The 22870-nt window shown below is 69.4% G+C and carries 28 protein-coding genes; 16 read left to right on the top strand and 12 right to left on the bottom strand.

The genetic code is table 11. The features are described from left to right. Window positions 1-14: 14 nt before the first annotated feature. Window positions 15-263 (top strand): hypothetical protein, encoded by a 249-nt coding sequence (locus WA670_RS00355; protein WP_051171481.1) that lies wholly within the window; start codon window positions 15-17, stop codon window positions 261-263. Continuing rightward, entirely contained in the window at window positions 260-1477 is a 1218-nt protein-coding gene (locus tag WA670_RS00350) for an amidase (RefSeq protein ID WP_336156611.1), read from the top strand. Before WA670_RS00355 ends, WA670_RS00350 begins: the two co-directional genes overlap by 4 nt. On the opposite strand, the gene WA670_RS00345 is transcribed toward WA670_RS00350, so the two are convergent. Then, window positions 1467-2081 carry a response regulator transcription factor gene (locus WA670_RS00345; RefSeq protein ID WP_009084166.1) on the bottom strand — a complete coding sequence of 205 codons (615 nt, stop codon included), beginning with the start codon at window positions 2079-2081 and terminating at the stop codon, window positions 1467-1469. The two genes, WA670_RS00350 and WA670_RS00345, sit on opposite strands and share 11 nt — an antisense overlap. Beyond that, on the bottom strand, window positions 2078-2686 hold the full coding sequence (locus WA670_RS00340; protein ID WP_238604004.1) for a nuclear transport factor 2 family protein: 609 nt from the start codon (window positions 2684-2686) through the stop codon (window positions 2078-2080). Before WA670_RS00340 ends, WA670_RS00345 begins: the two co-directional genes overlap by 4 nt. Window positions 2687-3254: 568 nt before the next feature. Here WA670_RS00340 and WA670_RS00335 point away from each other — a divergent pair. Then, window positions 3255-3800, top strand: coding sequence for a TetR/AcrR family transcriptional regulator (locus WA670_RS00335; RefSeq protein ID WP_037808084.1), 546 nt, complete (start codon window positions 3255-3257; stop codon window positions 3798-3800). 452 nt (window positions 3801-4252) lie between these two features. On the opposite strand, the gene WA670_RS00330 is transcribed toward WA670_RS00335, so the two are convergent. Further along, window positions 4253-4465, bottom strand: coding sequence for a hypothetical protein (locus WA670_RS00330; protein ID WP_037354589.1), 213 nt, complete (start codon window positions 4463-4465; stop codon window positions 4253-4255). 326 nt (window positions 4466-4791) lie between these two features. On the opposite strand from WA670_RS00330, the gene WA670_RS00325 reads away from it, so the two are divergent. Beyond that, window positions 4792-5346 carry a hypothetical protein gene (locus WA670_RS00325; protein ID WP_134728437.1) on the top strand — a complete coding sequence of 185 codons (555 nt, stop codon included), beginning with the start codon at window positions 4792-4794 and terminating at the stop codon, window positions 5344-5346. Between the two features lie 20 nt (window positions 5347-5366). On the opposite strand, the gene WA670_RS00320 is transcribed toward WA670_RS00325, so the two are convergent. Continuing rightward, window positions 5367-6191: an acyl-CoA thioesterase gene (locus tag WA670_RS00320; RefSeq protein WP_043827210.1), complete on the bottom strand. Its 825-nt coding sequence runs from the start codon at window positions 6189-6191 to the stop codon at window positions 5367-5369. 21 nt (window positions 6192-6212) lie between these two features. Then, window positions 6213-6941 (bottom strand): alpha/beta fold hydrolase, encoded by a 729-nt coding sequence (locus WA670_RS00315; protein WP_336156610.1) that lies wholly within the window; start codon window positions 6939-6941, stop codon window positions 6213-6215. Window positions 6942-6988: 47 nt separating this feature from the next. Between WA670_RS00315 and WA670_RS00310 the strand changes: the two genes are divergently transcribed. Beyond that, complete coding sequence (locus tag WA670_RS00310) at window positions 6989-8260, top strand: cytochrome P450 (RefSeq protein ID WP_336156609.1); 1272 nt, start codon at window positions 6989-6991, stop codon at window positions 8258-8260. Between the two features lie 5 nt (window positions 8261-8265). Here the strand turns inward: WA670_RS00310 and WA670_RS00305 are convergent, their stop codons facing one another. Both WA670_RS00305 and WA670_RS00300 read right to left on the bottom strand, forming a co-directional pair. Next, window positions 8266-9024 (bottom strand): maleylpyruvate isomerase family mycothiol-dependent enzyme, encoded by a 759-nt coding sequence (locus WA670_RS00305; protein ID WP_336156608.1) that lies wholly within the window; start codon window positions 9022-9024, stop codon window positions 8266-8268. Between the two features lie 86 nt (window positions 9025-9110). Next, entirely contained in the window at window positions 9111-10091 is a 981-nt protein-coding gene (locus tag WA670_RS00300) for a small ribosomal subunit Rsm22 family protein (protein ID WP_336156607.1), read from the bottom strand. Window positions 10092-10244: 153 nt separating this feature from the next. Here WA670_RS00300 and WA670_RS00295 point away from each other — a divergent pair, with 153 nt between their 5' ends. The 3 genes from WA670_RS00295 to WA670_RS00285 are packed head-to-tail and all read left to right on the top strand — an operon-like array spanning window position 10245 to window position 12358. Continuing rightward, complete coding sequence (locus tag WA670_RS00295) at window positions 10245-10670, top strand: YciI family protein (RefSeq protein ID WP_037808070.1); 426 nt, start codon at window positions 10245-10247, stop codon at window positions 10668-10670. Continuing rightward, window positions 10670-11026, top strand: coding sequence for a YciI family protein (locus WA670_RS00290; protein ID WP_336156606.1), 357 nt, complete (start codon window positions 10670-10672; stop codon window positions 11024-11026). Before WA670_RS00295 ends, WA670_RS00290 begins: the two co-directional genes overlap by 1 nt. Window positions 11027-11080: 54 nt before the next feature. Further along, the gene (locus tag WA670_RS00285; RefSeq protein ID WP_134728431.1) at window positions 11081-12358 is read left to right on the top strand and encodes an RNA polymerase sigma factor; all 1278 of its coding nucleotides are present in this window, start codon (window positions 11081-11083) and stop codon (window positions 12356-12358) included. Window positions 12359-12667: 309 nt separating this feature from the next. Here WA670_RS00285 and WA670_RS00280 read toward each other — a convergent pair whose 3' ends face one another. Next, entirely contained in the window at window positions 12668-13447 is a 780-nt protein-coding gene (locus WA670_RS00280; protein ID WP_081684630.1) for an IclR family transcriptional regulator, read from the bottom strand. Between the two features lie 242 nt (window positions 13448-13689). On the opposite strand from WA670_RS00280, the gene WA670_RS00275 reads away from it, so the two are divergent. From WA670_RS00275 to WA670_RS00255, 5 genes are read left to right on the top strand one after another with little or no spacing between them, the layout of a single operon-like run. Then, on the top strand, window positions 13690-14916 hold the full coding sequence (locus WA670_RS00275; protein ID WP_037808061.1) for a MurT ligase domain-containing protein: 1227 nt from the start codon (window positions 13690-13692) through the stop codon (window positions 14914-14916). Then, window positions 14909-15616 (top strand): type 1 glutamine amidotransferase, encoded by a 708-nt coding sequence (locus WA670_RS00270; protein ID WP_037808058.1) that lies wholly within the window; start codon window positions 14909-14911, stop codon window positions 15614-15616. Before WA670_RS00275 ends, WA670_RS00270 begins: the two co-directional genes overlap by 8 nt. Window positions 15617-15675: 59 nt before the next feature. After that, window positions 15676-17034 (top strand): HAMP domain-containing sensor histidine kinase, encoded by a 1359-nt coding sequence (locus WA670_RS00265; protein WP_238604009.1) that lies wholly within the window; start codon window positions 15676-15678, stop codon window positions 17032-17034. Window positions 17035-17036: 2 nt separating this feature from the next. Beyond that, window positions 17037-17705, top strand: a complete 669-nt coding sequence (locus WA670_RS00260) for a response regulator transcription factor (protein WP_009084133.1) — start codon at window positions 17037-17039, stop codon at window positions 17703-17705. After that, on the top strand, window positions 17702-18232 hold the full coding sequence (locus tag WA670_RS00255) for a chloramphenicol phosphotransferase CPT family protein (RefSeq protein ID WP_037808053.1): 531 nt from the start codon (window positions 17702-17704) through the stop codon (window positions 18230-18232). The genes WA670_RS00260 and WA670_RS00255 overlap by 4 nt, the downstream gene beginning before the upstream one ends. Here the strand turns inward: WA670_RS00255 and WA670_RS00250 are convergent. Genes WA670_RS00250 through WA670_RS00240 form a run of 3 tightly spaced genes read right to left on the bottom strand, consistent with a single transcriptional unit; the run spans window position 18221 to window position 19776 of the window. Next, window positions 18221-18622, bottom strand: a complete 402-nt coding sequence (locus tag WA670_RS00250; RefSeq protein ID WP_037808048.1) for a CoA-binding protein — start codon at window positions 18620-18622, stop codon at window positions 18221-18223. The genes WA670_RS00255 and WA670_RS00250 overlap by 12 nt on opposite strands. Before the next feature lie 41 nt (window positions 18623-18663). After that, on the bottom strand, window positions 18664-19230 hold the full coding sequence (locus WA670_RS00245; protein ID WP_037808047.1) for a hypothetical protein: 567 nt from the start codon (window positions 19228-19230) through the stop codon (window positions 18664-18666). A 42-nt stretch (window positions 19231-19272) separates the two neighbouring features. Next, window positions 19273-19776 (bottom strand): VOC family protein, encoded by a 504-nt coding sequence (locus WA670_RS00240; protein ID WP_037808045.1) that lies wholly within the window; start codon window positions 19774-19776, stop codon window positions 19273-19275. 152 nt (window positions 19777-19928) lie between these two features. Here WA670_RS00240 and WA670_RS00235 point away from each other — a divergent pair, with 152 nt between their 5' ends. Both WA670_RS00235 and WA670_RS00230 read left to right on the top strand, forming a co-directional pair. Then, window positions 19929-20726, top strand: a complete 798-nt coding sequence (locus tag WA670_RS00235) for a 2-keto-4-pentenoate hydratase (RefSeq protein ID WP_336156605.1) — start codon at window positions 19929-19931, stop codon at window positions 20724-20726. Further along, window positions 20723-21484, top strand: coding sequence for a 2-keto-4-pentenoate hydratase (locus tag WA670_RS00230; protein ID WP_051728617.1), 762 nt, complete (start codon window positions 20723-20725; stop codon window positions 21482-21484). The genes WA670_RS00235 and WA670_RS00230 overlap by 4 nt, the downstream gene beginning before the upstream one ends. Here the strand turns inward: WA670_RS00230 and WA670_RS00225 are convergent. Continuing rightward, the gene (locus WA670_RS00225) at window positions 21474-22331 is read right to left on the bottom strand and encodes an alpha/beta fold hydrolase (protein ID WP_134728428.1); all 858 of its coding nucleotides are present in this window, start codon (window positions 22329-22331) and stop codon (window positions 21474-21476) included. The genes WA670_RS00230 and WA670_RS00225 overlap by 11 nt on opposite strands. Before the next feature lie 91 nt (window positions 22332-22422). Here WA670_RS00225 and WA670_RS00220 point away from each other — a divergent pair, with 91 nt between their 5' ends. Beyond that, the gene (locus WA670_RS00220; RefSeq protein WP_107050892.1) at window positions 22423-22860 is read left to right on the top strand and encodes a hypothetical protein; all 438 of its coding nucleotides are present in this window, start codon (window positions 22423-22425) and stop codon (window positions 22858-22860) included. The last annotated feature ends 10 nt before the right edge of the window (window positions 22861-22870 follow it).

Raw genomic sequence — 22870 nt, 5'->3', positions numbered from 1 at the left:
AACCCGTGGACCGGATGACCCTGACCTGCTACAACGACACGCACGGCTACGGCTGGCGGCACGTCGACCTCTTCGTGCACGACGAGCACGGCCGCGAGCTGGACTGGGTGCACTGGCAGGTCCCGGCCGACGGCCCGGACGCCGCCGACGAGGCCACCGCCCGCGTCGAACCGCTGCTGCGCCGGACGTCCGACTGGCGGCACGCGGTCAGCGCGAGCGGCATGGACTACTGGACCGCCGACGCCGCCTGGACCCAGCCGTGACCGGCCCGTGGTCGCTGCGCGCGCTGGTCGCCGATCTGACCGCTGGCCGGACGACACCGGAAGAGGCCGTGGCGGAGGCCCGCTCGCGGATCGCGGCAGCTTCCTACGACGCTTGGGTTTCGTCGGCTTACCTGCCTGCTTCGCCGGGTCCGCTGGGCGGAGTTCCGTTGGGCGTCAAGGACATCATCGACCTGGCCGGACTTCCGACCCGATGCGGCTCCGTACTGCGCGCGGAGGCTGCACCGGCCACTGTGGACGCTTCGATCGTCAGCGAATGGCGGCGGGCCGGCGCGGTGCCGATCGGCAAGACGGTCACCACGGAATTCGCTTTCTTCGCACCCGGTCCCACGGATAATCCCGCGGCACCTGGCCACACCCCAGGCGGTTCCTCGAGCGGTTCCGCCGCTGCCGTCGCCGCTGGGCACGTCCCGCTGGCTTTGGGCTCGCAGACCGCTGGCTCGGTTACGCGACCGGCCGCGTTCTGCGGAGTCGCGTCGCTGGTCATGACCCGGGGCCGGTTCCCGGTCGACGGCGTCACCGGCCTGAGCCCGAGCCTGGACAGCCACGGCATGTTCACCGCGACGGTTTCCGATCTGGCCCTGGCCTGGTCAGCGCTGTCGGGGGAGCCGGAGGTCGCTGCTTCTTCGGCACCGCGATTGCTGGTGTGGTCCCCGGCTGACGCGAGCCCAGCAATGCAGACCGCGCTTGGCACTGCGGTTTCTCTGCTGCGCGCTGCCGGTGCCGTTGTCGATGAATTCCCGGACCCCGCTCTGGTGCTTGGCTTGACCGCCGCACACCCAGTGGTGATGGCCTACGAAGCCGCGCGCGAACGTTCTGTCGAGCTCGCTTCTGCGGACCGTCTCAGCGCCCCTCTCTCGCAACTGCTGCGTACCGGCGAGGAGATGCCGCGCGCGGAGTACGAGGCCGCGCTGGACGTCGTCGCTTCCGGCGCTGCCCGGCTGGCGGAGCTCGTGGCCGGCTACGACGCCGTCCTCACCCCAGCCGCGCTCGGCTCGGCCCCCGCGGGCCTGGCGGCGACCGGCGACCCAGTGCTCAGCCGCCCGTGGCAGGCGCTGGGCCTGCCGGTTATCGCCGTCCCGGGCCTGCGCGACGAGGCCGGTTTGCCGCTGGGATTGCAGCTGGTCGGCAGTGCTTCCGGCGAGGCCGCGCTGCTGGGTACGGGCTGCTGGGCGGAGACCGCGCTCAAACGGTGACGCGATGGGTGAGGATGTCGCGGACCAGCGTCCCGAGGCTGTCCGCTGACGTCTTCGCCTTGATCCGCGCCCGATGCACGTCGACGGTTTTGACGCTGGTGCCCAGCCGGTGCGCGATCGCCTGGCTGGGCATCCCGTCGACCACCAGCCGCAGCACCTCGCGCTCGCGCTGGGTCAGCGTGTCGAGCCGGGCCCGGACCGCCTGCCGCTCCGCGTGCTCCGCGAACCGGCGGCGGGCCTCGATGAGCTGGGTCTGAACCACCTCGACCATGCGCTGGGCCTGGTAAGGCTTCTCGAGGAAATCGACCGCCCCCGCGGTGAGCGCACGGACCGACATCGGAATGTCGCCGTGCGCGGAACAGAAGATCAGCGGAGCCGGACAGTCGATTTCCGCGAGCTTTTCCTGCAGCTGAAAACCGCTGATCGCGGGCATGCGCACGTCGACGATCACGACCGCGGGCTCGGCCGGGTCGAATTCGTCGAGGAAGGTCTGGGCGTCCGGATAGGTCAACGCCTGCACGCCGACGCTCTCCAGCAGGAACACCAGGGACTGCCGGAGGTCCTCGTCGTCGTCCACCACGTGCACGACCGGGTCGTCGCTCATGGCTTCATCAGCACCGAGGCCGAGGGATAGTCGCTGGCCCAGCCTTCCGGCAGCGGGGCGATGAAGACGTTTTCGGTGCGCGTGCGGGTGATCCGCCAGGTCTCGCCTACCCGCCGGAACGCGTTGTTCAACCGGCTGGACCGCAGGAGCGCTTTCCCGTCGGAGAACAGCCACGGTTGCATGTGGATCCATTGTCCCGTGGCCTCGTCGCCGTCCACATGGATCTGCTCGGAAGTGAGATAATGGGCGTTCAGGAGAAGTTCGGGGTCTTTCTTCTCGCCCCAGAACCGCTGGAAATGCGCCCGGATAGCCGCGGCGCCCTCGGCCCGCCCGAACTGCCCGTCGTAGTACTCGCCGACGCCCTCCCAGACCGCGTCCTCGGTGTAGAGCTCCATGATGAGATCGATCCGCTCGTCGTCGCCGCCGACGCCGAACTCGGGGCAAGGCGTGTCGCAGAGGAACATGTAGCGCGCCTGCACCCGGCGGATCTCCGCCTCGGCCTCGAGCACCCCGACCCGCCGAACCAGCCCCGCGACAGTCTCCTCCAACGCGGCCACCCGCCGGTCCTGGCTGGCGTCGGACAGTGCGGAGTGCTCGAGAGACATCGTTTTCCTCGCTAGGAAGTCGTTGACCGGTTGGCGCTTCGTGCCGGGGTTGGCCTTTCGGTGCGGTTTTCGGCTCGTTGACAGGGTAACCGGACCGCACCGGGCATTGGCAGCTTGTGACCAGCCTCTGCCGGGGTCGGAAGGGTTGTCAATCGAATCGGTGAGTTATGCGTGGCGTGTTTCAACCCGGTGGTGGGGGTTATCAATGGGTTGGCGGACAACGTCTTGGGCGGGTGTCCTGTTCGGAGTGGTGCGCTGGGATGGCTAGGCCGGGGTTCTTCGTTGTTGCTGGGCGGGTTGTTTCCTTGCGGGTGCTGCTCGCGGTCCCTAGGAGCGCTGGTGTTCCCGAGATGCTCTCAGTCATTGGCGGCTGAGCTCGCTGGCGTTCCCCGGGTCAACGTCGGTCTTCGGCGGGCGGATGGCTGGTGTTCCCTGGGTGCGCTCGGCCATCGACCGATGGGGGCGCTGGCCTTCCCCACGGAGCGTTTGGTCCGCAGATTATGCAGCTCTCGCAGGGTCCGCGATAACGTTGCGGCATGTGCGTTTCCACAGGTACCGGTCGCAGGCGATGAGCGCGGCTCAACGGGCCGACGCCCGGGAGAACCGGGAGCGGATCGTCGAGATCGCCCGCGAGGCGATCGCCTCCACGGGAGAGCTGCGCCTGAACGCGGTCGCCAAGTCGGCCGGAGTCGGGCAGGGAACGCTCTACCGGCACTTCCCCACACGCGAGGACCTGCTCGCCGAGGTGTACCGGCAGGAAGTGGAGGACCTGGTCGCGCTGGCGCCGGAACTGCTGGCCGCGTGTGAACCGGTCGAGGCGCTGTCCCGCTGGTTCGACCGGATCGCCGAATACGCACGAGTCAAACGAGGCGTCTTCGCGGCACTGGAAACCGCGGTGTGGAAAGGCCTGTCCGAAGAAAGCCACGGCCCGCTCGGCGACGCCATCACCCTCCTGCTCGACGCAGGGAAGGCCGAAGGAACCATCCGCCCCGACATCGACGCCCGGGACCTGTTCATCTTGTCGGGCTATCTGACGCGCCTGGACGAGGACGAGTGGGATTCCCGCGCTCGGCATCTCTTGGATGTCCTGCTGCAAGGAGTTCTTTCCCGCTGACCCTGGCCTTGGCTGATCGCGTCGAGCGGAGGTCGGCGGGCGGCTTTCCGGTTGGCCGGGCAACGCGGTGGTGCTTGCTTTTCACGCATAATCGGCGAGCGACGCGGGTGAGTTCTGCTTGCAAGGCAACAGATTCCCGCGCTACGGCACCGATCGCGGCGTGGTTGTTGAGCTGCGGCAGGCGCGGTGCAGCGCCGAGACAGCGATCGCCGCGGACGTGGCGAGGCGGATATGCGTACAGCAAATACGCGGCGTGAGCGGAGCACGTCGTGCCGTGGACAGCACGACGTGAGCACAGCAGCAAGCTCTGCCGAAAAGTTCAGGAAATTCAGCGTGAGATCCGGCCGAAAGCCGGAGCGTCGGACGTGGTGTCCATATTGGACGGGCCGCTCGCGGATGCGGCCGGCCCGGTCCCCCAGATTCCCCAGTGGTGGTGCTGTTGGTGTTGTGGCTCAGGAGGCGACGGCCAGGCGGACCCGGCGGTCGCGGGCGTACGAGACCAGTTCCCGGACCTCGTCGGTGGTGATGATGCGGACTGCGTCTTCCAGGATCTCGGCCGTGGCCACCTGCAGCGGCCAGGAACGCAGGCCGGGAGCGGGTTCGTGCCAGAACCACTGGCCTTGGGCGAGATCTTCGGCGGCGACGGTGGGTTCGTCGGTGTTCATGCCTGCAGCCTAACTTGCACCACCGACAGAAAATCGCTCTACCGGACATCCCGGGACAACCCTGGAGGAAGCGCAAGAAGTGAATGCGGATTCCGGGATAATTCCTGCTGGTCGGGAGGATGCGCGCGGGCCGACGGGTGGCGTGGGTCACGCGGTCTGCCCAGTCGGTGGGTGGGTTGCGCGCCGGGTGCGAAAGTAAGGGGCGGTGACCTGGTCCCGCTCCGCGGCGGGTTCGGGTGGATTTTGCACGGTCGGACGGCCTGCCCTAGGCTTCGCCGGTCACCGCGCACACACCGGGGGTTTCCGGGACGAGAGGAACGGTGCGAATGGCTTTGCGCGACCCCGAGGCGTACCGCGACGTCGATCTGCCGACGATTCTCCGGATGGAGCGGCGGCTTCCCTGGTACGGCTGGCCGCACCTGCCGTTGGGGCTGCTGGTCTGCGTGGCCGCGATCCTCGCCGCCTACCGGGTTCCGGTTTCGTATCACCTGACTACCGCGCTGGTCGCGGGCGGCGGCGTGGTCGGCGGGTTTTCCGGGTACGGCTGCGGGCTGGTCATGGTCAGCACGCCGGGGTTGGTCCAGACCGGCTACCTGAACTGGCGGCGCACGCGGGTGCTGCGGGTGTTGCTCATCGTGCTGGGCGGGCTGTCCGCGGCGTCGATGGTCGTCGTCGTCGCGTGCCACATTTCGTTGCTGGCCGGGGCTTCCGACCAGCATCCGTTCCGGCTTTCGGTGCAGGCCGGGTTGTATTTGGTGCTCGTCGTAGCGAACACCGTTCTCGCCGGGCTCGAGGCGTGGCAGTTGTCGAAGGTGCTGCGCGAGCCGGTCGCCGAGGTTGCTGCCGAGCCTGCCGGGCCGGTGCGGGTTCGGCTTGGCTGAACTGTCTACATCGGACTGAGTCAGCGCCTGCGCAGCAGCACTTCTTGGGTCACTGAGGCGACGAGCCGTCCGTCGGTGGTGAAGAATTCGCCGTGGGTCAGGCCTCGGGTGTTCGCGTAGCTGGGACTTTCCATGTCGAACAGCAGCCATTCGTCCGCGCGGAACGGGCGGTGGAACCACACCGCGTGGTCAAGCGACGTCAGCTGCGGCTCGCCCGGGTCGTCGCGGTGGGGCAGCAGGGCGGTGCCTGCCAGGCGGATGTCGGAGATGTAGGTGAGCGCGCAGACGTGCGCCAGCGGGGCGTCCGGCAGCGCGTCTTTCGCCCGGACCCAGATTTGCTGACGCGGGCCGCGGCCGGTGTCGGGGAGGCCGGTTTCCGGGCTGCTGACGAAGCGGACCTCGATGGCGGACAGGACGATCGGCGAGCGGTCCTGCTCGACGACGCCCGCCTCGTCCGGGGCGGGGACGTCCGGCATCCGCGCCTGGTGCGCACTGCTGTCCGCCTCGGTCTGGAACGACGCGGACAGGCTGAAAATGCTCTCGCCGTTCTGGATCGCGACGACCCGGCGCGTGGTGAACGAACCGCCGTCACGAGTCCGCTCGACCTCGTAGATGATCGGCATGTCGGTGCGCCCGCCGCGGATGAAATAGCCGTGCAGCGAGTGCACGTGCCGCGCCGCGGGCACGGTCGCGCCGGCCGCGGTGAGCGCCTGCGCCGCGACCTGACCGCCGAACGCCCGCTGCGGCGAACCCTGGTGGCACCAGCCGCGGAACAGGTTCAGCTCGAGCGGTTCGAGCTTCAGCAGCTGGTCTAGCCCGGTCCGGGTCGGATCGATCGTCGTCACCCGGCCAGTCTAAGCGCCTGCTCAGTCGCTTCGCGGGGTGAGCAGCGCCGCCACCGCGGCCGGGTCCTCGACGTGCGCGTTGTGCCCGAGCCCGGACAGGACCACTGCTTCGGGAACAAGGGCCCGCAACTGCTCGGGACGGCACATCGGATCGTTCTCCCCGGTGGCGAGCACCACAGGGCAGCGCGCGTCCGCCAGCAGGCTCGGCATGTCCGGACGGCCGACCCCGAAGGCGGGCGAGTCCAGGGCCAGCCGCCAGCCGTCCGCGGTCTCGGTGACGCCGTCCGGGTCTGCCGGGGCCAAGCCGGTCAGCCCAGCGATCTTCAGATAGGCGGTTTCAGCCTCCTCTCGAGTGGTGAACAGCCGTGGCGGACGGGTTGCCATCGCGGCGGCACGGGCCAGGTCGTCTTCGCTCCACTCCACCTTGATGCCCACCGCCAGCACGCTGCTGACGTCGAGCCCGTAGCGGCCGCTCGCCAGCTCCAGCGCGACGACCCCGCCGAGCGAATGGCCGAGGACGGCGACCGGGCCGGGCTCGTCCAGCGCGTCGGCGACCGCGGCCGCGAGCGCTTCGAACGTGTACTCGGGCAGCCGTGACGAGCCACCGTGGCCGGGCAGGTCCGGTGCGAGCAGCCGCTGGTCGAGCAGGCCGGCGAGGCCGTCCCAGACCGCGCCGGTGGCGCCGAGCCCGTGCAGGAGCAGGACCGGCGGTTCGCCTTGTCCGGTGACGCGCAGCTTCAGCTTTTCCACCGGACGGATCTTTCCGCAGGCGGCGGTCTCGGGGCTAGGGTCGGAACGTGTCGAGTGCTGTCATCGCCGACCCGGACACCTACGTCACGGGCGTGCCATACGACCTGCTTGCCCGTCTGCGCCGGGAAACGCCGGTGACGCGGATCGGCGACTTCTGGGCGGTGCTCCGCCACGCCGACGTGCGGCACGTGCTCCGCACCCCTGCGGTGTTTTCGTCGCAGCTCGGCGGCACCCAGATCCGCGACCCGGCCAGCGCGGAGGACCTGCGGTACGTGCGCCGGATGATGCTCAACATGGACCCGCCCGAGCACGGCAGGCTGCGCGGGCTGCTCACGAAGGCGTTCACCCCTCGCGCGGTCGGCCGGATCACGGAACGGATCGAAGGCTGGGCACGGGATCTCGTCGCGGCGGTGGCCGATCGCGGCGAATGCGATTTCGCCAAGGACATCGCCGCCGATCTGCCGTTGCTCACGCTCGCCGAGGTGTTCGGCGTGCCTGAGCAGGATCGCCGGCTGATGTTCGACTGGAGCAACCGCGTGATCGGCTTCCAGGACGCCGAATACGCGGTGAGCGCGACCGTCAACGCCGACGACGTCACCGACCTCGCCCGTGCCGCGCTGGCCGTGCGTCCGGAACCCGGCCCGGACGGCCAGATGCCGGATCCGCGCAGCCGCGCCGGAATGCCGGACCTCTACGCCTACGCGCACGCGCTTGGCGAGCACAAACGCGAGCACCCCGGCGACGACGTGATGAGCAACCTGATGCATTACGTGGACGACGACGGCGGCCGCGTGTCGATCGAGGAGTTCGAGAACCTTTTCTGGCTGTTTTCCGTAGCGGGCAACGAAACCCTGCGCAACGGCCTGCCCGGTGGGATGGCCGCGTTGCTCGCGCATCCCGAGCAGTACCGCAAGCTTCTCGACGACCGCAGCCTGCTTCCCGGCGCGGTCGAAGAGATGCTGCGCTGGCACACGCCGGTGATGCACTTCCGCCGCACCGCGACCCAGGACACTCGACTGTCCGATGTGGACATCAAGGCCGGGGACAAGGTCGTGGTGTGGTTCTCCTCGGCCAACCGCGACGAGACGGTCTTTCCCGATCCGGACGTGTTCGACGTGACGCGCGCGCCGAGCGAGCACCTGACGTTCGGCCACGGCCCGCATTTCTGCCTCGGTTCGCACCTCGCGCGGATGCAGATGCGCGCGTTGTTCGCGGCGGTATTCGACCAGCTCGGCGAGGTCCGTCTCGCGGGCGAACCCCGCCGGCTGCGGTCGAACTTCCAGAACGGGATCAAAAGCCTCCCGATCCGCTGGGACTGACCGGCTCAGCCGAACCCGACGAGCGAAAGCCAGCGGTCCAGGTATTCCGTGTCGCCGGTGCGGTGCGCGATCTCCGGCGACAGCCTGCCGTAGACCATCAGCAGCAGGTCGCCCAGCGGTGCGGACGCGGTGGCCGCCGCGTGCGCCGGCGGACCCGGATGCCAGGCCAGCTGATCGCCGGTGAGGTCGACCGTCCAGGACGCCGCGTGGTCGGTCGGCGCGAGGTGGATCGTGCGGTCCGGGCCGAGCAGCTCGCGGCGTTGGGGTACGTACTCCAGCAATTGCGGCAGCGACCCGAGCTCCAGCCATTCCTCCGTCGCATCGTGCGCGACTTCCGGCGCGACAGTGAATTCCCCGCCCGCGGCCAACGTCGCGTCGGCACGGTGGATCAGCGTCTCGTTCATGAACCGGCGCGCGTAGAACGCCGCTCGCGGCGGTCCATTCGGGACCGGCGTGAACACCTCCGCGTCCGGCCCCGCTTCGCGCAGGGTCGCCACCAGCGCCTTCGCCCCGTCCATGAGCCACGACGCCGGTCGCGGGGTGCTGACCGGGTTCTGGAGCCGGTCCTCCGGCAGCCAATGGTCGGCCCGCGTCCGCACGGTCTCTTCCGCCCACCGGTGCCCGGTGCTGACGTGATCGAGCAACTGTCCGAGATCCCACTCCGGGCACGCCGCGATCCGCGCCGTGCGGTCCGCGCCTTCGACGGCCGCGGCGAGCAGTTCCGTCTGCCGCAGAATCTCGGCGCAACGCTCGTGGAAGTCCATGTGGTGTCCTCTCCGGTTCAGATCCGCTGACACCAGACAGTCGGAGCCGACTCAGCCATCCGGACACCGCGGCGGGAGAACCCGGGTTATTCCACGCTCCAGGCGTCTCCCCATTCCGCGTCGCGAGCGGCGCGGTACCGCACGCCGTGCCGCTTCGACACGACGGTGCCGGGCGCGAGCCCGTCGGCGGTGCAGAGGTCGAGTTGCACGAACCCCTTGTGCTTGCGCGGATGCCGGATGATCCGGGCCGACGGACGGTCGACCGGTGCCGACGTGGCCGCCACGTACGAGAACTTCTCGTCCTCGAATCCCAGAGTGCCGGATTTGATCCGCCGGTGCACCCCGCTTCGGGGAAGCCGTGCGGAGAAATGGCACCAGTCCTCGCCCGGTTTGATCGGGCAGGCGTCATCGTGCGGGCACGGCGCCACCACGCTGCGGCCCATTTCGCGCAAAACTTCGCGAGCCTCGCGGATCCGCGCGAACCCCGCTGGCGTGCCGGGCTCGATGAGCACGACCGTGCCAGCCTTCGCAGCGAGCCACTGGACGACGTCGGCACGGCCGCGTTCGGGAAGCTCGCCGAGGACGTACGAGAGCGTGACCAGGTCGGCCTCCGGTGCCGCGGACGCGGAATCGACCAGTCCGCGCTGCCAGACCGCGGTGCGGACGGCCGGCTCGTCGGCGTTCGCCGCCAGCTTGCGTCCCAGCGCCAGCGCGGCCGCCACCTGCTCCAGGACAGTGCACTTCTCCAACGACGGCCAGACGTCGGCCGCGGCCCACACCGCTGCTCCGGTGCCGCCGCCGATGTCGACGTGCGTCTTCGGGACGAAACCGGGCGCGGCGGCAGCCACCTCGCCCAGCACCGCGCTGACCGCCGCGTACGTCGCCGGCATCCGGTACCCGGCGTACGCGGCGACATCCAGCTCCGAAGAGAGGATCGGCGAGGTCGCCGAGTCACCTTGTCGATAACGCTTGCTGAGCCGCTCCACGGCCTGTGCGAGCCGGGATTCGGGGAACCGGGCCAGCTCGTCGTCGAGCGCGGCGCGGAGAGCTTCGGGGAGTACTGCCACGGACAACGATTCTCCCACGCCCGATTTGTCCCCCGAGGTTCGCCTGACCTGCTAGTTTCGCGGTCAGAAAAAAAGTTCGCGGACCTTGTCGATCCGGACGCGGCCCGTTCGACGCAGTGGTGGAAGCAAGCCGAGAGCGAAGGGGAACCGAAGATGCGATTCATGGTGATCATGAAGGCCAGCGAAGAGAGCGAAGCGGGCCAGATGCCCAGCACCGAGCTGCTCGCCGAGATGGGCAAGTTCAACGAGGAACTCGTGAAGGCCGGCGTGATGCTCGCGGGCGAGGGGCTGGCGCCGAGCTCCGAGGGCGCCCGGGTGAAGTTCTCCGGGGACAGCGAGCCCAGCGTGGTCGACGGCCCGTTCGCGGAGACCAAGGAGCTGATCGCCGGGTTCTGGATCCTCCAGGTCCGTTCGCTCGAGGAAGCCGTGGAGTGGATCAAGCGGGTGCCCAACACCGACGGCGCGCACCACGAGATCGAGATCCGGCGGATCTTCGACGCCGAGGACTTCGGCGACAACCTCACGCCGGAACTGCGCGAGGCCGAGGAGAAGCTGCGCGAGCAGGCCGCGAAGAACTGATGCGGTTCATGGTGCTGGTGAAGGCCAGCGAGGAATCCGAAGCGGGAGCCGTGCCCAGCGCCGAATTGCTCGAGCAGATGGGCCGGTTCAACGAGGAACTCGCCGAATCCGGTCACCTCGTGCAGGCGGCCGGGCTGACGCCCAGCGCGGAAGGCGCCCGGCTGCTGTGGTTCGACGGCGAGGCGGAGCCGAGCGTGGTCGACGGCCCGTTCGCCGAGACCAAGGAACTCGTCGCCGGCGTGTGGATTCTGGAGGGGGAGTCGCTCGCCGAAATCGTCGAGTTGATGAAGCGGGCGCCCAATCCGGACCGGCAGGCAGGCACCGTCGAGATCCGCCCGATGTCCGGCGAGCTGTGACGCCGTGCCCGCCCGAGGGTTGCCTCGGGCGGGCCGGGCCGGTCTGATGGGCCGGTGGACACGCGAAGTGCGGTAGAGGCCGTTTGGCGGATCGAGTCGGCGAGAGTGATCGCTGGTCTCGCGCGGATGACCCGCGACGTGGGCCTCGCCGAGGAGTTGGCGCAGGACGCGCTCGTCGCCGCGCTCGAGCAGTGGCCGGAGACCGGGGTGCCGCGCAACCCGGGCGCCTGGCTGGTGACGATCGCGAAGCGGCGGGCCATCGACCTGTTCCGGCGGAACGAAACCCTCGGCCGCAAGCTGGACGAGATCGGCCGGGAAGCCGAACAGCTCGGCGAGGGCGTGCTGCCGGACTTCGACGCCGTGCTCGACGACGAGCAGATCGAGGACGACCTGCTGCGGCTGGTGTTCACCGCGTGCCATCCGGTGCTGTCCACCCAGGCGCGGGTGGCGCTCACGCTGCGCATGCTCGGCGGGCTCAGCACCGACGAGATCGCCCGCGCGTTCCTGGTGAAGGAATCCACTGTCGCGCAACGCATCGTGCGGGCGAAGAAGACGCTCGCCGAGGCCAAGGTGCCGTTCGAAACGCCGGTCGGCGACGAACGCGTGGCGCGGGTCCCGGCCGTGCTCGAAGTGATCTACCTGATCTTCAACGAGGGCTACTCCGCCACGCGCGGCGACGACTGGATGCGGCCCGCGCTGTGCGAGGACGCGTTGCGGCTCGGCCGGGTGCTGGCCGGACTGATGCCCGCCGAACCGGAAGTGCACGGACTGGTCGCGCTGATGGAAATCCAGGCGTCGCGCTCGGCGGCGCGCACCGGCCCGAACGGCGAACCGGTGCTGCTGATGGACCAGGACCGCAGCCGCTGGGACCGCCTGCTGATCCAGCGCGGCCTCACCGCGCTGGCCCGGTCCGAACGGCTCGCGGACGGCACGTACGGGCCGTATTCCGCGCAGGCCGCGATCGCCGCGTGCCACGCCGTCGCGGTCGCGCCGGAAGAGACCGACTGGGCGCGGATCGCGGCCCTGTACGCGGGCCTTGCGCAGCTCACGCCGTCTCCGGTGATCGAGCTGAACCGGGCCGTCGCGGTCTCGATGGCCGAGGGGCCGGAAGCCGGGCTCGCGCTGGTGGACAAATTGCTGACTGAGCCCGCGCTGAAGAACTACCACCTGCTGCCGAGCGTGCGCGGCGATTTTCTGTACAAACTGGGCCGCCGGGACGAGGCGCGCGCCGAGTTCGAGCGCGCGGCGAAGATGACCGGCAACGAACGGGAGCGCGTGCTGCTGCTGGGGCGGGCCGAGTCGTGCAGCAAGCTGGAAGCGGGAACGAGATAGCGGGGCACCGTGCGGTGCGGCAGTGATCGACATGCCCGCAACGGTCCACCACCACGCCGACAATTCCCGCCGTCGCCACCAGCCATCCCCAGGGTTGTCCACAAGTCGACACCCCTGTGGATAACCTGTTTCCGCAGGTAGCGAAGACGGAGACCGGCCGCCCGGCCCGATCCGGTGAAAGCGGCATGCCTGCGCCTTCGGCTGCCCAGGGCGCTCATCCGACGTCTCAGCTCCAACGGAATGAGACGACTCGTACTGCCGCCGCGAGCATCCGCGACTAGCCGGTTCACGCGGCTAAAACCGGAGGCCTCAGCGGTTCCGGACGTACCCCAGCCGCATCGACAACGCGGCCGCGGTCCCGGCGACCGTCGCGCCCAGTTCGTCCGCCCGGCGCATCACCCGGGGAGCCGGCCCGGCGACGCTGATCGCCGCGATCGGACGGCCCGAGTGGTCCCGCACGGCCGCTGCGACACAGCCGACGTCCGGCTCGTTCTCCAGGTCGTCGACGGCCCAGCCGCGCCGCCGGGTGCGCGCCAGTTCGTCCAGCAACCGGACCGGGTCGTTGATGGTCTTGAGGGTGAGGCTGTCCAGCTTCATCCGGCGCACGCGCTCCACCCGGTCGGCCTCCGGCAACGCGGCCAGCCAGGCCTTGCCCAGCGACGTCGCGTGCTGCGGCCGTCGAGTGCCGAGGCGGCAGGACAGCGTGACCGCGCTGGCACTGCGTTCGGTCGCGACGTAGACCATCGCGTCGTTGTCCGGCACCGCGAGGTACGTCGTCTCCCCGGACCGCTCGGCCAGCGCGGTGAGATACCGCGGCGCGCAGCGGTGCAGGTCGGTCGCCGCCATCGCGCGGGCGCCCAGTTCGACCAGCCGGGTGCCGAGCCGCACGCGTCCGGTGACGGTGTCGGCCTCCAGGTACTCCAGCCGCTTCAGCGTGCCGACGATCCGGTAGGCGGCGCTGCGGGACAAACCCAGTTGCCGGGCGAGCGCGTTCGTGGAAATTTCCTGGTGCTGCCCGACGTGTTCGAGCACCGCCAGCCCGCGCTCCAGGGTGCCGCTTTGGTCCAGCCCGCGTGCTGCTGCGTCCACGTTCGCCCTCCGCCTGTCGCTCTGCGTTCCCGGTCACCGGTGCGTGGTGCCATCAAGCGGGGTTGGACGCTAACACCTCCGATGTATGGACGGAAGATCTTGACCGAACTCTGTCATTGTGCAAGGTCAAGGTTGCGCCGAATGGTTCAACCTCCGATCGGTAAGAGTGCTTACAAAGGGTAACGGAGACTGGAGTCACCCTCTCAGGAAAATCACAGCGCCCGTGCCGCACGGTTTGGGTGATGTCCACACGTCTGCGCACCCGGGCGTCGGTCGCCGCCGGGCGGCTGACCGCGTGGTTTTCCCGTACCGCCCGGCTGGGCCGCGGCGGGGTGATCGGCGGCCGCGTCACGCTGCGGCTCGACCCCAAGGCGTTGCGCAGGCTCGGCCGCGACCGCACGGTCGTGATCGTCACCGGCACGAACGGCAAAACCACCACGTCGCTGATGCTGACCCGCGCGCTCGAAGCCCTCGCCGAAGTCGCGCACAACGGCGACGGCGCGAACATGCCCGACGGTCTGGTGGCCGCGCTCGCCGCCAGTCCGGACGCGCCGTACGCGGTGCTGGAGGTGGACGAAACCTACGTTCCGTGGGTGGCCGAGCAGGTGCAGCCCGCGGCGCTCGTGCTGCTCAATCTCAGCCGTGACCAGCTCGACCGCGTCGGCGAAGTCCGGATGATGGAGCGCGATCTCCGTGCCGCCTTCGCCGGTCTGTCGCGCACGGTCGTGGTCGCGAACTGCGATGACGTGCTGGTCACGTCGGCGGCCGCCGCGGCGGCGCGCCCGGTGTGGGTCGGCACCGGACGGCGCTGGTCGGGCGATTCCGTCTCCTGTCCGCGCTGCGGCGGCGCGATCACGCACACCGATCGCGAATGGCGTTGCGCGGTGTGCGCTTTCGCTCGCCCGGAGCCGACCTGGACCCTCGACGGCGACCTGGTCCACACGCCCGGCGGCCGGCAAGTCGACCTCGACCTGCGGCTGCCCGGCGAGGCCAACCGGGCGAACGCCGCTCTCGCGCTCGCCGCCGCGCACTGCGTAGGCGTGCCGCCGCACACCGCCGCGGCGCGGCTGCGCACAATCACCGACATCGGCGGCCGCTACCGCACGATTCGCCGCACCCGGCATTCAGTCCGGCTCATGCTTGCGAAAAATCCGGCTGGCTGGGCCGAAACGTTGCGCGTGCTCGACGAGGACACTCCGGTCGTCGTCGCGGTCAACGCGCACGAGGCGGACGGCCGCGACCTGTCGTGGCTCTGGGACGTGCACTTCGAGCGGCTGCGCGGCCGTCAGGTCGTCGTGGCCGGCGAGCGGTCGGCGGACCTCGCGGTGCGGCTTTGCTACGCCGAGGTGCCGCATTGGTCGGCCCCGGATCCGGTCAGCGCGATCGACACGCTGCCGCCGGGCGGGGTCGAACTCGTCGCGAACTACACCGCCTTCCGCGACCTGGTGGACCGGTTGCCCGATGTCTGATTCGACCGTCGGCATCGGCTTGTTGCTCCCCGAGGTGCTGGGGACCTACGGCGATTCCGGCAACGCACAGGTGCTCTGCAAACGCTTGCAGTGGCGCGGTTACGACGCCGAGGTGGTGCCGGTTTCGCTGGACTCCGAGGTACCGTCCACTTTGGACCTCTACTTGCTCGGCGGCGGCGAGGACATGGCGCAGGTGCTGGCCGCGGATTTCCTGCGCAACTCGGCGGGGCTGCGCAGCGCGGCGAATGCGGGACGCCCGGTGTTCGGGGTGTGCGCGGGTCTGCAGATTCTCGGCAAGCGTTTCCGCGGCGTCGACGGCATCGAGCACGCTGGGCTGGGACTGCTCGACCTCGTCACCGAGCCGGCGGAGCAGCGTGCGGTGGCTGAGCTGATCGTCGAACCGAACCTGCTCGAGACGCCGCTGACCGGCTTCGAGAACCATCAGGGCGCGAGTGTGCTCGGCCCGGGCAGCGCACCGCTGGGCCGCGTCGTCCGGGGCACTGGCAACGGCGACGGCACCGAGGGCGCGGTCACCGATCACGTGCTCGGCACCTACCTCCACGGCCCGGCGCTGGCGCGCAATCCCGAGCTGGCTGACCTGCTGTTGTCGTGGGTGCTAGGCCATGCGCTGAAGCCGCTGGACCTGACTGAGGTGGACACGCTGCGCTCGGAACGGCTGGCCGCACGCCGCGCCCGATGACGTCCCTCCGCGCTCGTTACGCTGCGTGCGTGAGACTTCTCGCTGCCGCAGGTGTCCGGATGCGGACAACCGGGGTTGCCGTGCTCGCGCTCGCGTTGGCCATCGCGACCGCGTGCGTCGTCGTGGTGCTGTTGCTGCAACAGTCCCTCGACCGAAGCGTCACCGAGAGCGCGCGAAGTACCGCGAGGCAGGTTGCTGTCCAACTCGTGCGCGCGGGTGCGCGAGACCTGTCCCCGAGCGACGTCGCGAGCACTGGGGACACTGAAGCCGTGACGCAGGTCCTCGGGCCGCGAAGCACGCCTATCGCGAGCGACCCGTCGATCGTCGGCCGTCCGGCCATCACCGCCGCGCGCCCGGCTCCGGGACAGGAGACCGTCGAGACACTGCCGCTCGGCTTAGACGGTGACGGCAGCGACTACCGCTTGGTTTCGGAAGGCGTCAACGGACCGGGCGGACCGTTCACCGTCATCTCCGCACGGTCGCTTGAGCCGGTCACGGAAGCCTCTGCTCGGCTTACGCTGCTGCTAGGCCTGATCTCGCTGCCGCTGCTCGGTATCGCTGGCTTCGCGGTGTACCGCTCTGTCGGCTCCGCGCTGCGCCCGGTTGAGCGGATGCGGCGCACTGTCGCCGAGATCTCGACGCGTGACCTCGCGTTGCGCGTACCGCTGCCACCTGGCAGCGACGAGGTGCACCGGCTTGCTGTCACGCTTAACGAGATGCTTGAGCGGCTTGGGTCCGCACAGGCCGCGCAACGACGCTTCGTCGCCGACGCGAGTCACGAGCTGCGCTCGCCGCTGTCGACCATCAGCACCGCGCTCGACGTTTCAAACCAGCACCCGGAGACCACCGACGAATTGGTGCCGGTGATTACTCGCGAGACCGCGCGCCTGCGAGAGCTGGTCGACGACCTCCTGATGCTCGCGCGCACCGACGACGCCACCGACCGGCCCGCGCGTACCGAAGTCGATCTGGACGACATCGTTCGTGCGGAAGCTGAACGCGTACGCGGCGAAGCGGCTGTCGAGATCGAAGTGCGCGCCGGACCGGCGAAGGTGCGCGGCAGCGAGGCGCAGCTGCGTCGCGCCGTACGCAACCTCGTCGACAACGCGTGCGGGCACGCGCGCGAGCGGATCCGGATTGCGAGTTCGGTGCAAGATGAGATGGTCGTCGTGGAGGTGAGCGACGACGGCCCGGGCGTCGCCGAGGGCGACCGGGAGCGAGTGTTCGAGCGGTTCGTGCGGCTGGACGCTTCGCGGCGGCGCGGCGGGACCGGACTGGGCCTGTCGATCGTGGCCGGCATCGCGGCAAGGCACGGCGGCCGCGCGCGGTACGTCGACGTCGCCGACCCGAGTTACCCGGGCGCGCATTTCGTGATCGAACTGCCGAGCATCGAACTGCCCCGGATCGAGGAGGACTGAGCATGCGGTTGCTGATCGTGGAGGACGAGCTGGAGTTCGCCGAAACCCTTCGCCGCGGCCTGGTCGCCGAGGGGTTCACGGTGAACGTGGCGCACACCGGCCGGGACGGGCTCTGGTCGGCGATGGAGCACGATTACGACGCCGTGGTGCTCGACATCATGCTTCCCGAGCTTTCCGGCTACGAAGTGCTGAAACGCTTGCGGGCAGCGGAGAATTGGACGCCGGTGCTGATGCTCACGGCGAAGGACGGCGAATACGACGAGGCCGACGCTTTCGACCTCGGCGCGGACGATTATCTCTCGAAACCGTTCTCGTTCGTCGTTTTGCTGGCTCGGCTCCGGGCGTTGCTCCGCCGGGGTGCACCGGCTCGCCCGGCGGTGTTGACCGCTGGGGATCTGCAGCTCGACCCGGCTGCGCGCACTGTCCACAGGGGAGAGACGCGGATCGAGCTGACCGCGCGGGAGTTCGGGTTGCTGGAGTTTCTGCTGCGGCGGCAGGGGGCGGCGTTGACGAAGAACGAGATCCTCGGACACGTTTGGGACGCGCATTACGAGGGGGACGAGAACGTGGTCGAGGTTTATGTGGGGTATTTGCGGCGGAAGATCGACGCGCCGTTCGGGACGCGGACGATCGAGACGGTGCGCGGGGTGGGGTACCGGCTCGTCGGATGAGCGGGCACGTCATTTTCCTCAACGGCACGTCCAGTTCCGGCAAGTCGAGCATCGCGGCGGAACTGCTGGATTTGCTGCCGGGCCCCTATTTCTACCTGCCCCGAGACGCGGTCAACAGCATGCGGTCGCGGTCGCGGACCCCCGAATTCGGCACGCCGGAGTTCGATGCGGTTTTCGAACGGACAGTGCGCGGCTACCACCGCATGCTGGCCGGGCTCGCGGCGGCGGGTAACGGCGTGATCGCCGACCACGTACTCCGGCCGCACTGGCTTGCCGACTGCCTGGAAGTGTTGCGGGATCAGGAAGTTACCTTCGTAGGTGTGCATTGCCCGCTGCCAGAGCTAAAGCGGCGCGAGCAGGCGCGAGGCGACCGCCCCGCCGGTCTGGCGGAGCGGCAGTATTCGATCGTGCACGCCCACGGCGGTTATGACCTCGAATGCGACACGTCAGTGCACAGTCCAAAAGAATGCGCACAAACAATCGCGGAACCAGGGCGTTCCAAAGCTTTCGCCCGGTTAATTCAGTGAAATCCCCGCCACTGCCCGTACCACGGCAGTGCACCGGTCCTCGACATACTCCAGCCCGGCCTCCGAAGCGATCTTCCGCGCCTCCGCCGACACGATCCCCTGCTGCAACCACAACGCCTTAGCCCCGATCGCCACCGCGGAACGGGCGATGTCCGGTGCTTCCCCTGCCGGGCGGAAGACGTCCACCAGATCCACCGGTTCCGGAATCTCCTCCAGCGACCGGTAAGCCTTCTCCCCGAGCAGTTCAGTCGCCGACGGATGCACCGGGATGATCCGGAAACCGTGCGCTTGCAGCGAAGCCGGTACGCCGTGCGCGGCCTTGCCCGGGTCACGGCTCAGGCCGACCACAGCGATCGTGCGCGCGCCAGCGAGGATCTCTTCAGGCTTCATACTCTCCTCAACATCCCGACCCAGCGAACGATTCCGCCACGTCACAACCGCCACAGCCGCAGGCCGCGGACGCGATACACCGGCCACAGCACGTGCCACGGCGACCGCCGGAGGAACGCGGAGCTGCAGGCCAAAACATTGCGCGCGACGGTGGACGCGACTTCGTTCCGGTCCGGCCACACTTCGCCGCGGGCACCGAGCGCTAGCCGGAAGACGGTCAGCAGACCGCGTCCTTGCAGGTCATAGCGGGCACCGGTATCACCCGCGTCCGGAAGGAGACGGCTGATCTCCGCGCGAAAAGCACCAGCGACAGGCTCGCCCACGGGCACGTCCGCGACACTGCCCACGATCGCGCGGCCGTGCAGCCGACGCGCGAACCGTGTGAGCAGCCGTCGCTCCCACCACGGCAGCAACCGCCGGTGCGCCAGCAGCGCGGCACACTCGCCGTGGCCGAGGGCGAAAACCTCGGCGAGCTCGTCGTACCGGCTGATCGCGGTCGGTTCCGCCAGGTGCAGCCGCACCTCGAAGCGGACCCGCGCGATCAGCTCGTCGATCGCTTCCCGCCGGTCGAGCCGTGCTTTCTGCCGCGAAGCCGCCCAGTCGCCCATGGGCCCACACTCTGAACCCGGCGGCGCACCGAGTCCAGTGGTTCAGCCGATCTTCGACCCGTACATCTCGCCGAGGTCGTCCGCGATCAGCTCGATCCGGGCGCCGTCCGGGTCCGCGAAGTAGATCGACGTGCCGCTTTCTTCCTGGTACTTGACGCCGGCGGCGTCGAGCCGGGAGCGCGCGCCCGCCCACGCTTCCGGGGTGAGTGACAGGGCCAGGTGGTGCAGGCCGCCGAGTACCTCCGCGTACGGGCCGAGGTCGAGTCCGGGCAGGTCGAAGAACGCGACCGCGTTGCCGTTGCCGACGTCGAAGAAGAAGTGGCTCGACCCCGGGTAGTCGCGGTTTTCGATCAGCTCGGTGAGCGGGAAGCCGAGAATGTCCTGGTAGAAGGTGATCGTCCGCTCGACGTCGCTGGACAGCAGCGCGGTGTGGTGGATGCCGCGGCCGACGGTCGCCGGACGTTCCTCCGCCGGGTGCAAATGCTGCTCCCGCAGCCGGTCGCGGGTCTGCGCGAGCTGGGCGACTTCGGTCTCGGTGGGTGCCATCGCGGGTCACGTCCTCTCTGGGAGCCAACACGAAGTACGGTACGCCGACAAACTCTCGCGCGCAAGAGGTTAGCGAGCGAGAGAAGTGGCTCGTACCGGTGAATGGAACGACCGGGTTGGCGCGGGCGGCTCGGTCAGGCAGAGTCCGACCCGTGGAACCCGCTGAGCTGCAGGACGCCGTCGCGCTGCTGACAAGCGCGTACGAGCGACGCGAGCCGATCGATCCGCTCGTGAAGACCTTCCCCGACGCGACCGTCGAAGACGCCTACCGCGTGCAACAGGAGCAAGTCCGCGCGTGGGTGGCGGCGGGCGACGTGGTGCGCGGCCACAAGGTCGGCCTCGCCTCCGCGGCGATGCAGCGCCAGATGGGCGTGAACCAGCCCGACTTCGGGCACCTCACCAGCTCGATGTTCCTGCTCGAACACCAGCCGATCCCGACGACGCGGTTCCTGCAGCCGCGCATCGAACCGGAGATCGCGTTCGTGCTCGGCGCGCCGCTGCGCGGTCCGGGCGTGACCGTCGCCGACGCCGTCCGCGCGGTCGACTTCGTGCTTCCGTCGCTGGAGATCGTCGACTCGCGGGTCCGCGACTGGAAAATCTCGATCTTCGACACCGTCGCGGACAACGCGTCGTCCGGTGGCGTCATCCTCGGCAGCAGCCCGACCAATCTGCGCGACGTCGACCTGCGGCTCGCCGGCTGCACGCTGCACGTCAACGGCCAGCTCGCCGCCACCGGCGCGGGCGGTGCGGTGCTGGGCTCGCCGATCAACGCCTTGGTCTGGCTGGCCAACACAGTCGGCCCGCTCGGCGTGACGCTGGCGCCCGGCCACGTCGTGCTGCCCGGTTCGATGACCGCCGCGCAGACCGTCCGCCCCGGCGACACCGTCGTGGCGACCATGGCCGGACTGGGCAGTGTGACCGCGGTGTTCGCGCCGGAGGAGGACAAGTGACCGCCGAAATCGTTGCCGCCGCGCAGGATTTGCTCAACCGGACAGACGAAGGCGCGCAGCTCACCGACACCTGGGCAGACCTCGACCTCGCCACGGCGTATGCCATCCAGGACGAGGCTCTGCGGCTGCGTCAGGAACGCGGCGAGACGCTGATCGGGGTGAAGCTCGGGCTCACGTCGCGCGCGAAGCAGCAGCGGATGGGCGTCGAAGAACCCCTGCTCGCGTGGCTGACCGACGCGATGGTGCTGCCCGCGGGTGCGCCGACGCCGCAGCTCATCCACCCGCGCGCGGAGCCGGAACTGGTGTTCGTGCTTGGCGAGCGGCTCGCCGGTCCTGGCGTCACCGCGGCCACCGCGCTCGCGGCGGTTTCCCAGGTGTACGGCGGAATCGAGATCATCGACAGCCGTTACCGCGACTACCGTTTCACGTTGCCGGACGTCGTCGCGGACAACGGTTCGTCGGCGCTGTTCGGGCTCGGCTCGGTCGGCCGTCCACCGTCCTCTTTGGACCTTTCGCTGGAAGCCGCGCTGCTGGAAGTGGACGGTCAGATCGTCGACACCGCGACCGGCGCTGCCGTGCAGGGGCACCCGGCCGAGGCGTTGGCGCTGGCGGCGAATTCGCTGGCCGCACGCGGGTTGGCGCTGGAGGCAGGCTGGCTCGTGCTGACCGGCGGGATGACCGACGCCGTCGAACTGCGCCCCGGCTCCCGCGTCGCCGCGCACTTCTCGAACCTGGGCTCGGTGACGATCAGCGGGTAGCGAGCCGTTTGATCCCGGCGATCACTCGCGGCCACACCTCGCGCGGCAGGTCGTGTCCCATCCCGGGGATGAGATCGAGGTCCGCGCCGAGCGCGCGGGCCGTCGCACGGCCGCCGGACACGTGCACGAGCGGATCGGCCGTACCGTGAATCACGAGGGACGGCACGGAAAGCCGGCGCAGATCGGCGGTCCGGTCGCGGGAGGACAGGATCGCGGCGAGCTGCCGGAACACGCCCGCCGGGTTGAGGCCGCGGTCGTACGTGCGTTCCGCGCGCTGGCGGAAATGGTCCTCGTCGAACAGGTACTCGCGCGAGCCGATCAGCTTTGACGTGCGCACCAGCTGCGTCACGTAGTCCTCGCGCGTGCGCGGTCCCGGAGCCAGCATCGCGAGCGCGGCCCGCGGGCTGGGCAGGCCGACGGTCCGCGCGCCGGTGGTCGACATGATCGAGGTCAGCGTCCGGACGCGCTGCGGATGCCGGATCGCGAACTCCTGCGCGATCATCCCGCCCATCGACGTGCCGACGACGTGCGCGCGCTCGATGCCGAGTGCGTCGAGCAGTTTGCCCGCGTCGTCGGCCAGGTCGCCGAGGGAGTACGGCGCGGACCGCAGGAAGTACGCGAGCGGCAGGCTGGCCCGGCCGGTCCACCACTGCGAACGCCCGACGTCGCGGTTGTCGAACCGGTGCACGTGGAAACCGGCCTCGGCGAGCTGGGCGCAGAACTCGTCGTCCCACCAGATCATCGGCGCGGCGAGACCCATCACCAGCAGCAACGGCGGCGCGTCCGGATCGCCGAAGGATTCGTGGCACAGGGTGATGCCGTCGGCCTCGATGGTCTGCTCGGTCATGGCTCCAGTTTCGCGCACGGCTTGGCCGGTCGCCGCCGTCCGGGTACGCTCCCGCTAGAGCGATCTATCAAATCGCAAGGGGGCGAGCGGCATGGACGTTCTGCGCGAGAAGGGGCTCGGCCCGCTGCGGCTGATCCTGGCGTTCACCCTGGCCAGCACGGTCCTGCACTACACCCACAACGTCGTGCGCGCGGCGGACTACCCGCAGGTGCCGGGGATCAGCGTGCCCGTCACGCAGGTCGTGGTGGCGATCAGCTGGGTGGTCTTCACCGCGTTCGGCGTGCTCGGCTATCGCGCCTACGGGCAGGGCCGGTACTGGCGTTCGCTGGCGTTTCTGCTGGTCTACTCGCTGTCCGGGCTGGCGAGCGCGGGGCATTTCCTGGTCGGCGTACCGCAGGTCCCCGCGTTCTGGTTCGCGACGATCTTCACCGACACGTTCGCGGCGTTCGCGTTGTGGGTATTCGTGTGCTGGGCAGCCATGCGGCTCAACCGGGTGAGCGTTGCCGGGCAAATGTCTACACAACATTGACGTTCGTTGA

It is taken from the genome of Amycolatopsis sp. VC5-11 (genome assembly GCF_037034185.1).
Classification (GTDB): Bacteria; Actinomycetota; Actinomycetes; order Mycobacteriales; family Pseudonocardiaceae; genus Amycolatopsis; species Amycolatopsis nivea.
Note: the sequence above shows the minus strand (reverse complement) of the source record. Positions and strands in the feature narration are given on the sequence as shown.

Excerpts from the sequence above, each read along its gene's own strand:
- WA670_RS00355 (WP_051171481.1), top strand. The coding sequence starts at position 15 with ATGACCCTGACCTGCTACAACGACACGCACGGCTACGGCTGGCGGCAC.
- WA670_RS00345 (WP_009084166.1), bottom strand. The coding sequence starts at position 2,081 with ATGAGCGACGACCCGGTCGTGCACGTGGTGGACGACGACGAGGACCTC.
- WA670_RS00340 (WP_238604004.1), bottom strand. The coding sequence starts at position 2,686 with ATGTCTCTCGAGCACTCCGCACTGTCCGACGCCAGCCAGGACCGGCGG.
- WA670_RS00335 (WP_037808084.1), top strand. The coding sequence starts at position 3,255 with ATGAGCGCGGCTCAACGGGCCGACGCCCGGGAGAACCGGGAGCGGATC.
- WA670_RS00330 (WP_037354589.1), bottom strand. The coding sequence starts at position 4,465 with ATGAACACCGACGAACCCACCGTCGCCGCCGAAGATCTCGCCCAAGGC.
- WA670_RS00325 (WP_134728437.1), top strand. The coding sequence starts at position 4,792 with ATGGCTTTGCGCGACCCCGAGGCGTACCGCGACGTCGATCTGCCGACG.
- WA670_RS00305 (WP_336156608.1), bottom strand. The coding sequence starts at position 9,024 with ATGGACTTCCACGAGCGTTGCGCCGAGATTCTGCGGCAGACGGAACTG.
- WA670_RS00295 (WP_037808070.1), top strand. The coding sequence starts at position 10,245 with ATGCGATTCATGGTGATCATGAAGGCCAGCGAAGAGAGCGAAGCGGGC.
- WA670_RS00290 (WP_336156606.1), top strand. The coding sequence starts at position 10,670 with ATGCGGTTCATGGTGCTGGTGAAGGCCAGCGAGGAATCCGAAGCGGGA.
- WA670_RS00275 (WP_037808061.1), top strand. The coding sequence starts at position 13,690 with ATGTCCACACGTCTGCGCACCCGGGCGTCGGTCGCCGCCGGGCGGCTG.
- WA670_RS00270 (WP_037808058.1), top strand. The coding sequence starts at position 14,909 with ATGTCTGATTCGACCGTCGGCATCGGCTTGTTGCTCCCCGAGGTGCTG.
- WA670_RS00265 (WP_238604009.1), top strand. The coding sequence starts at position 15,676 with ATGCGGACAACCGGGGTTGCCGTGCTCGCGCTCGCGTTGGCCATCGCG.
- WA670_RS00260 (WP_009084133.1), top strand. The coding sequence starts at position 17,037 with ATGCGGTTGCTGATCGTGGAGGACGAGCTGGAGTTCGCCGAAACCCTT.
- WA670_RS00255 (WP_037808053.1), top strand. The coding sequence starts at position 17,702 with ATGAGCGGGCACGTCATTTTCCTCAACGGCACGTCCAGTTCCGGCAAG.
- WA670_RS00250 (WP_037808048.1), bottom strand. The coding sequence starts at position 18,622 with ATGAAGCCTGAAGAGATCCTCGCTGGCGCGCGCACGATCGCTGTGGTC.
- WA670_RS00245 (WP_037808047.1), bottom strand. The coding sequence starts at position 19,230 with ATGGGCGACTGGGCGGCTTCGCGGCAGAAAGCACGGCTCGACCGGCGG.
- WA670_RS00240 (WP_037808045.1), bottom strand. The coding sequence starts at position 19,776 with ATGGCACCCACCGAGACCGAAGTCGCCCAGCTCGCGCAGACCCGCGAC.
- WA670_RS00225 (WP_134728428.1), bottom strand. The coding sequence starts at position 22,331 with ATGACCGAGCAGACCATCGAGGCCGACGGCATCACCCTGTGCCACGAA.
- WA670_RS00220 (WP_107050892.1), top strand. The coding sequence starts at position 22,423 with ATGGACGTTCTGCGCGAGAAGGGGCTCGGCCCGCTGCGGCTGATCCTG.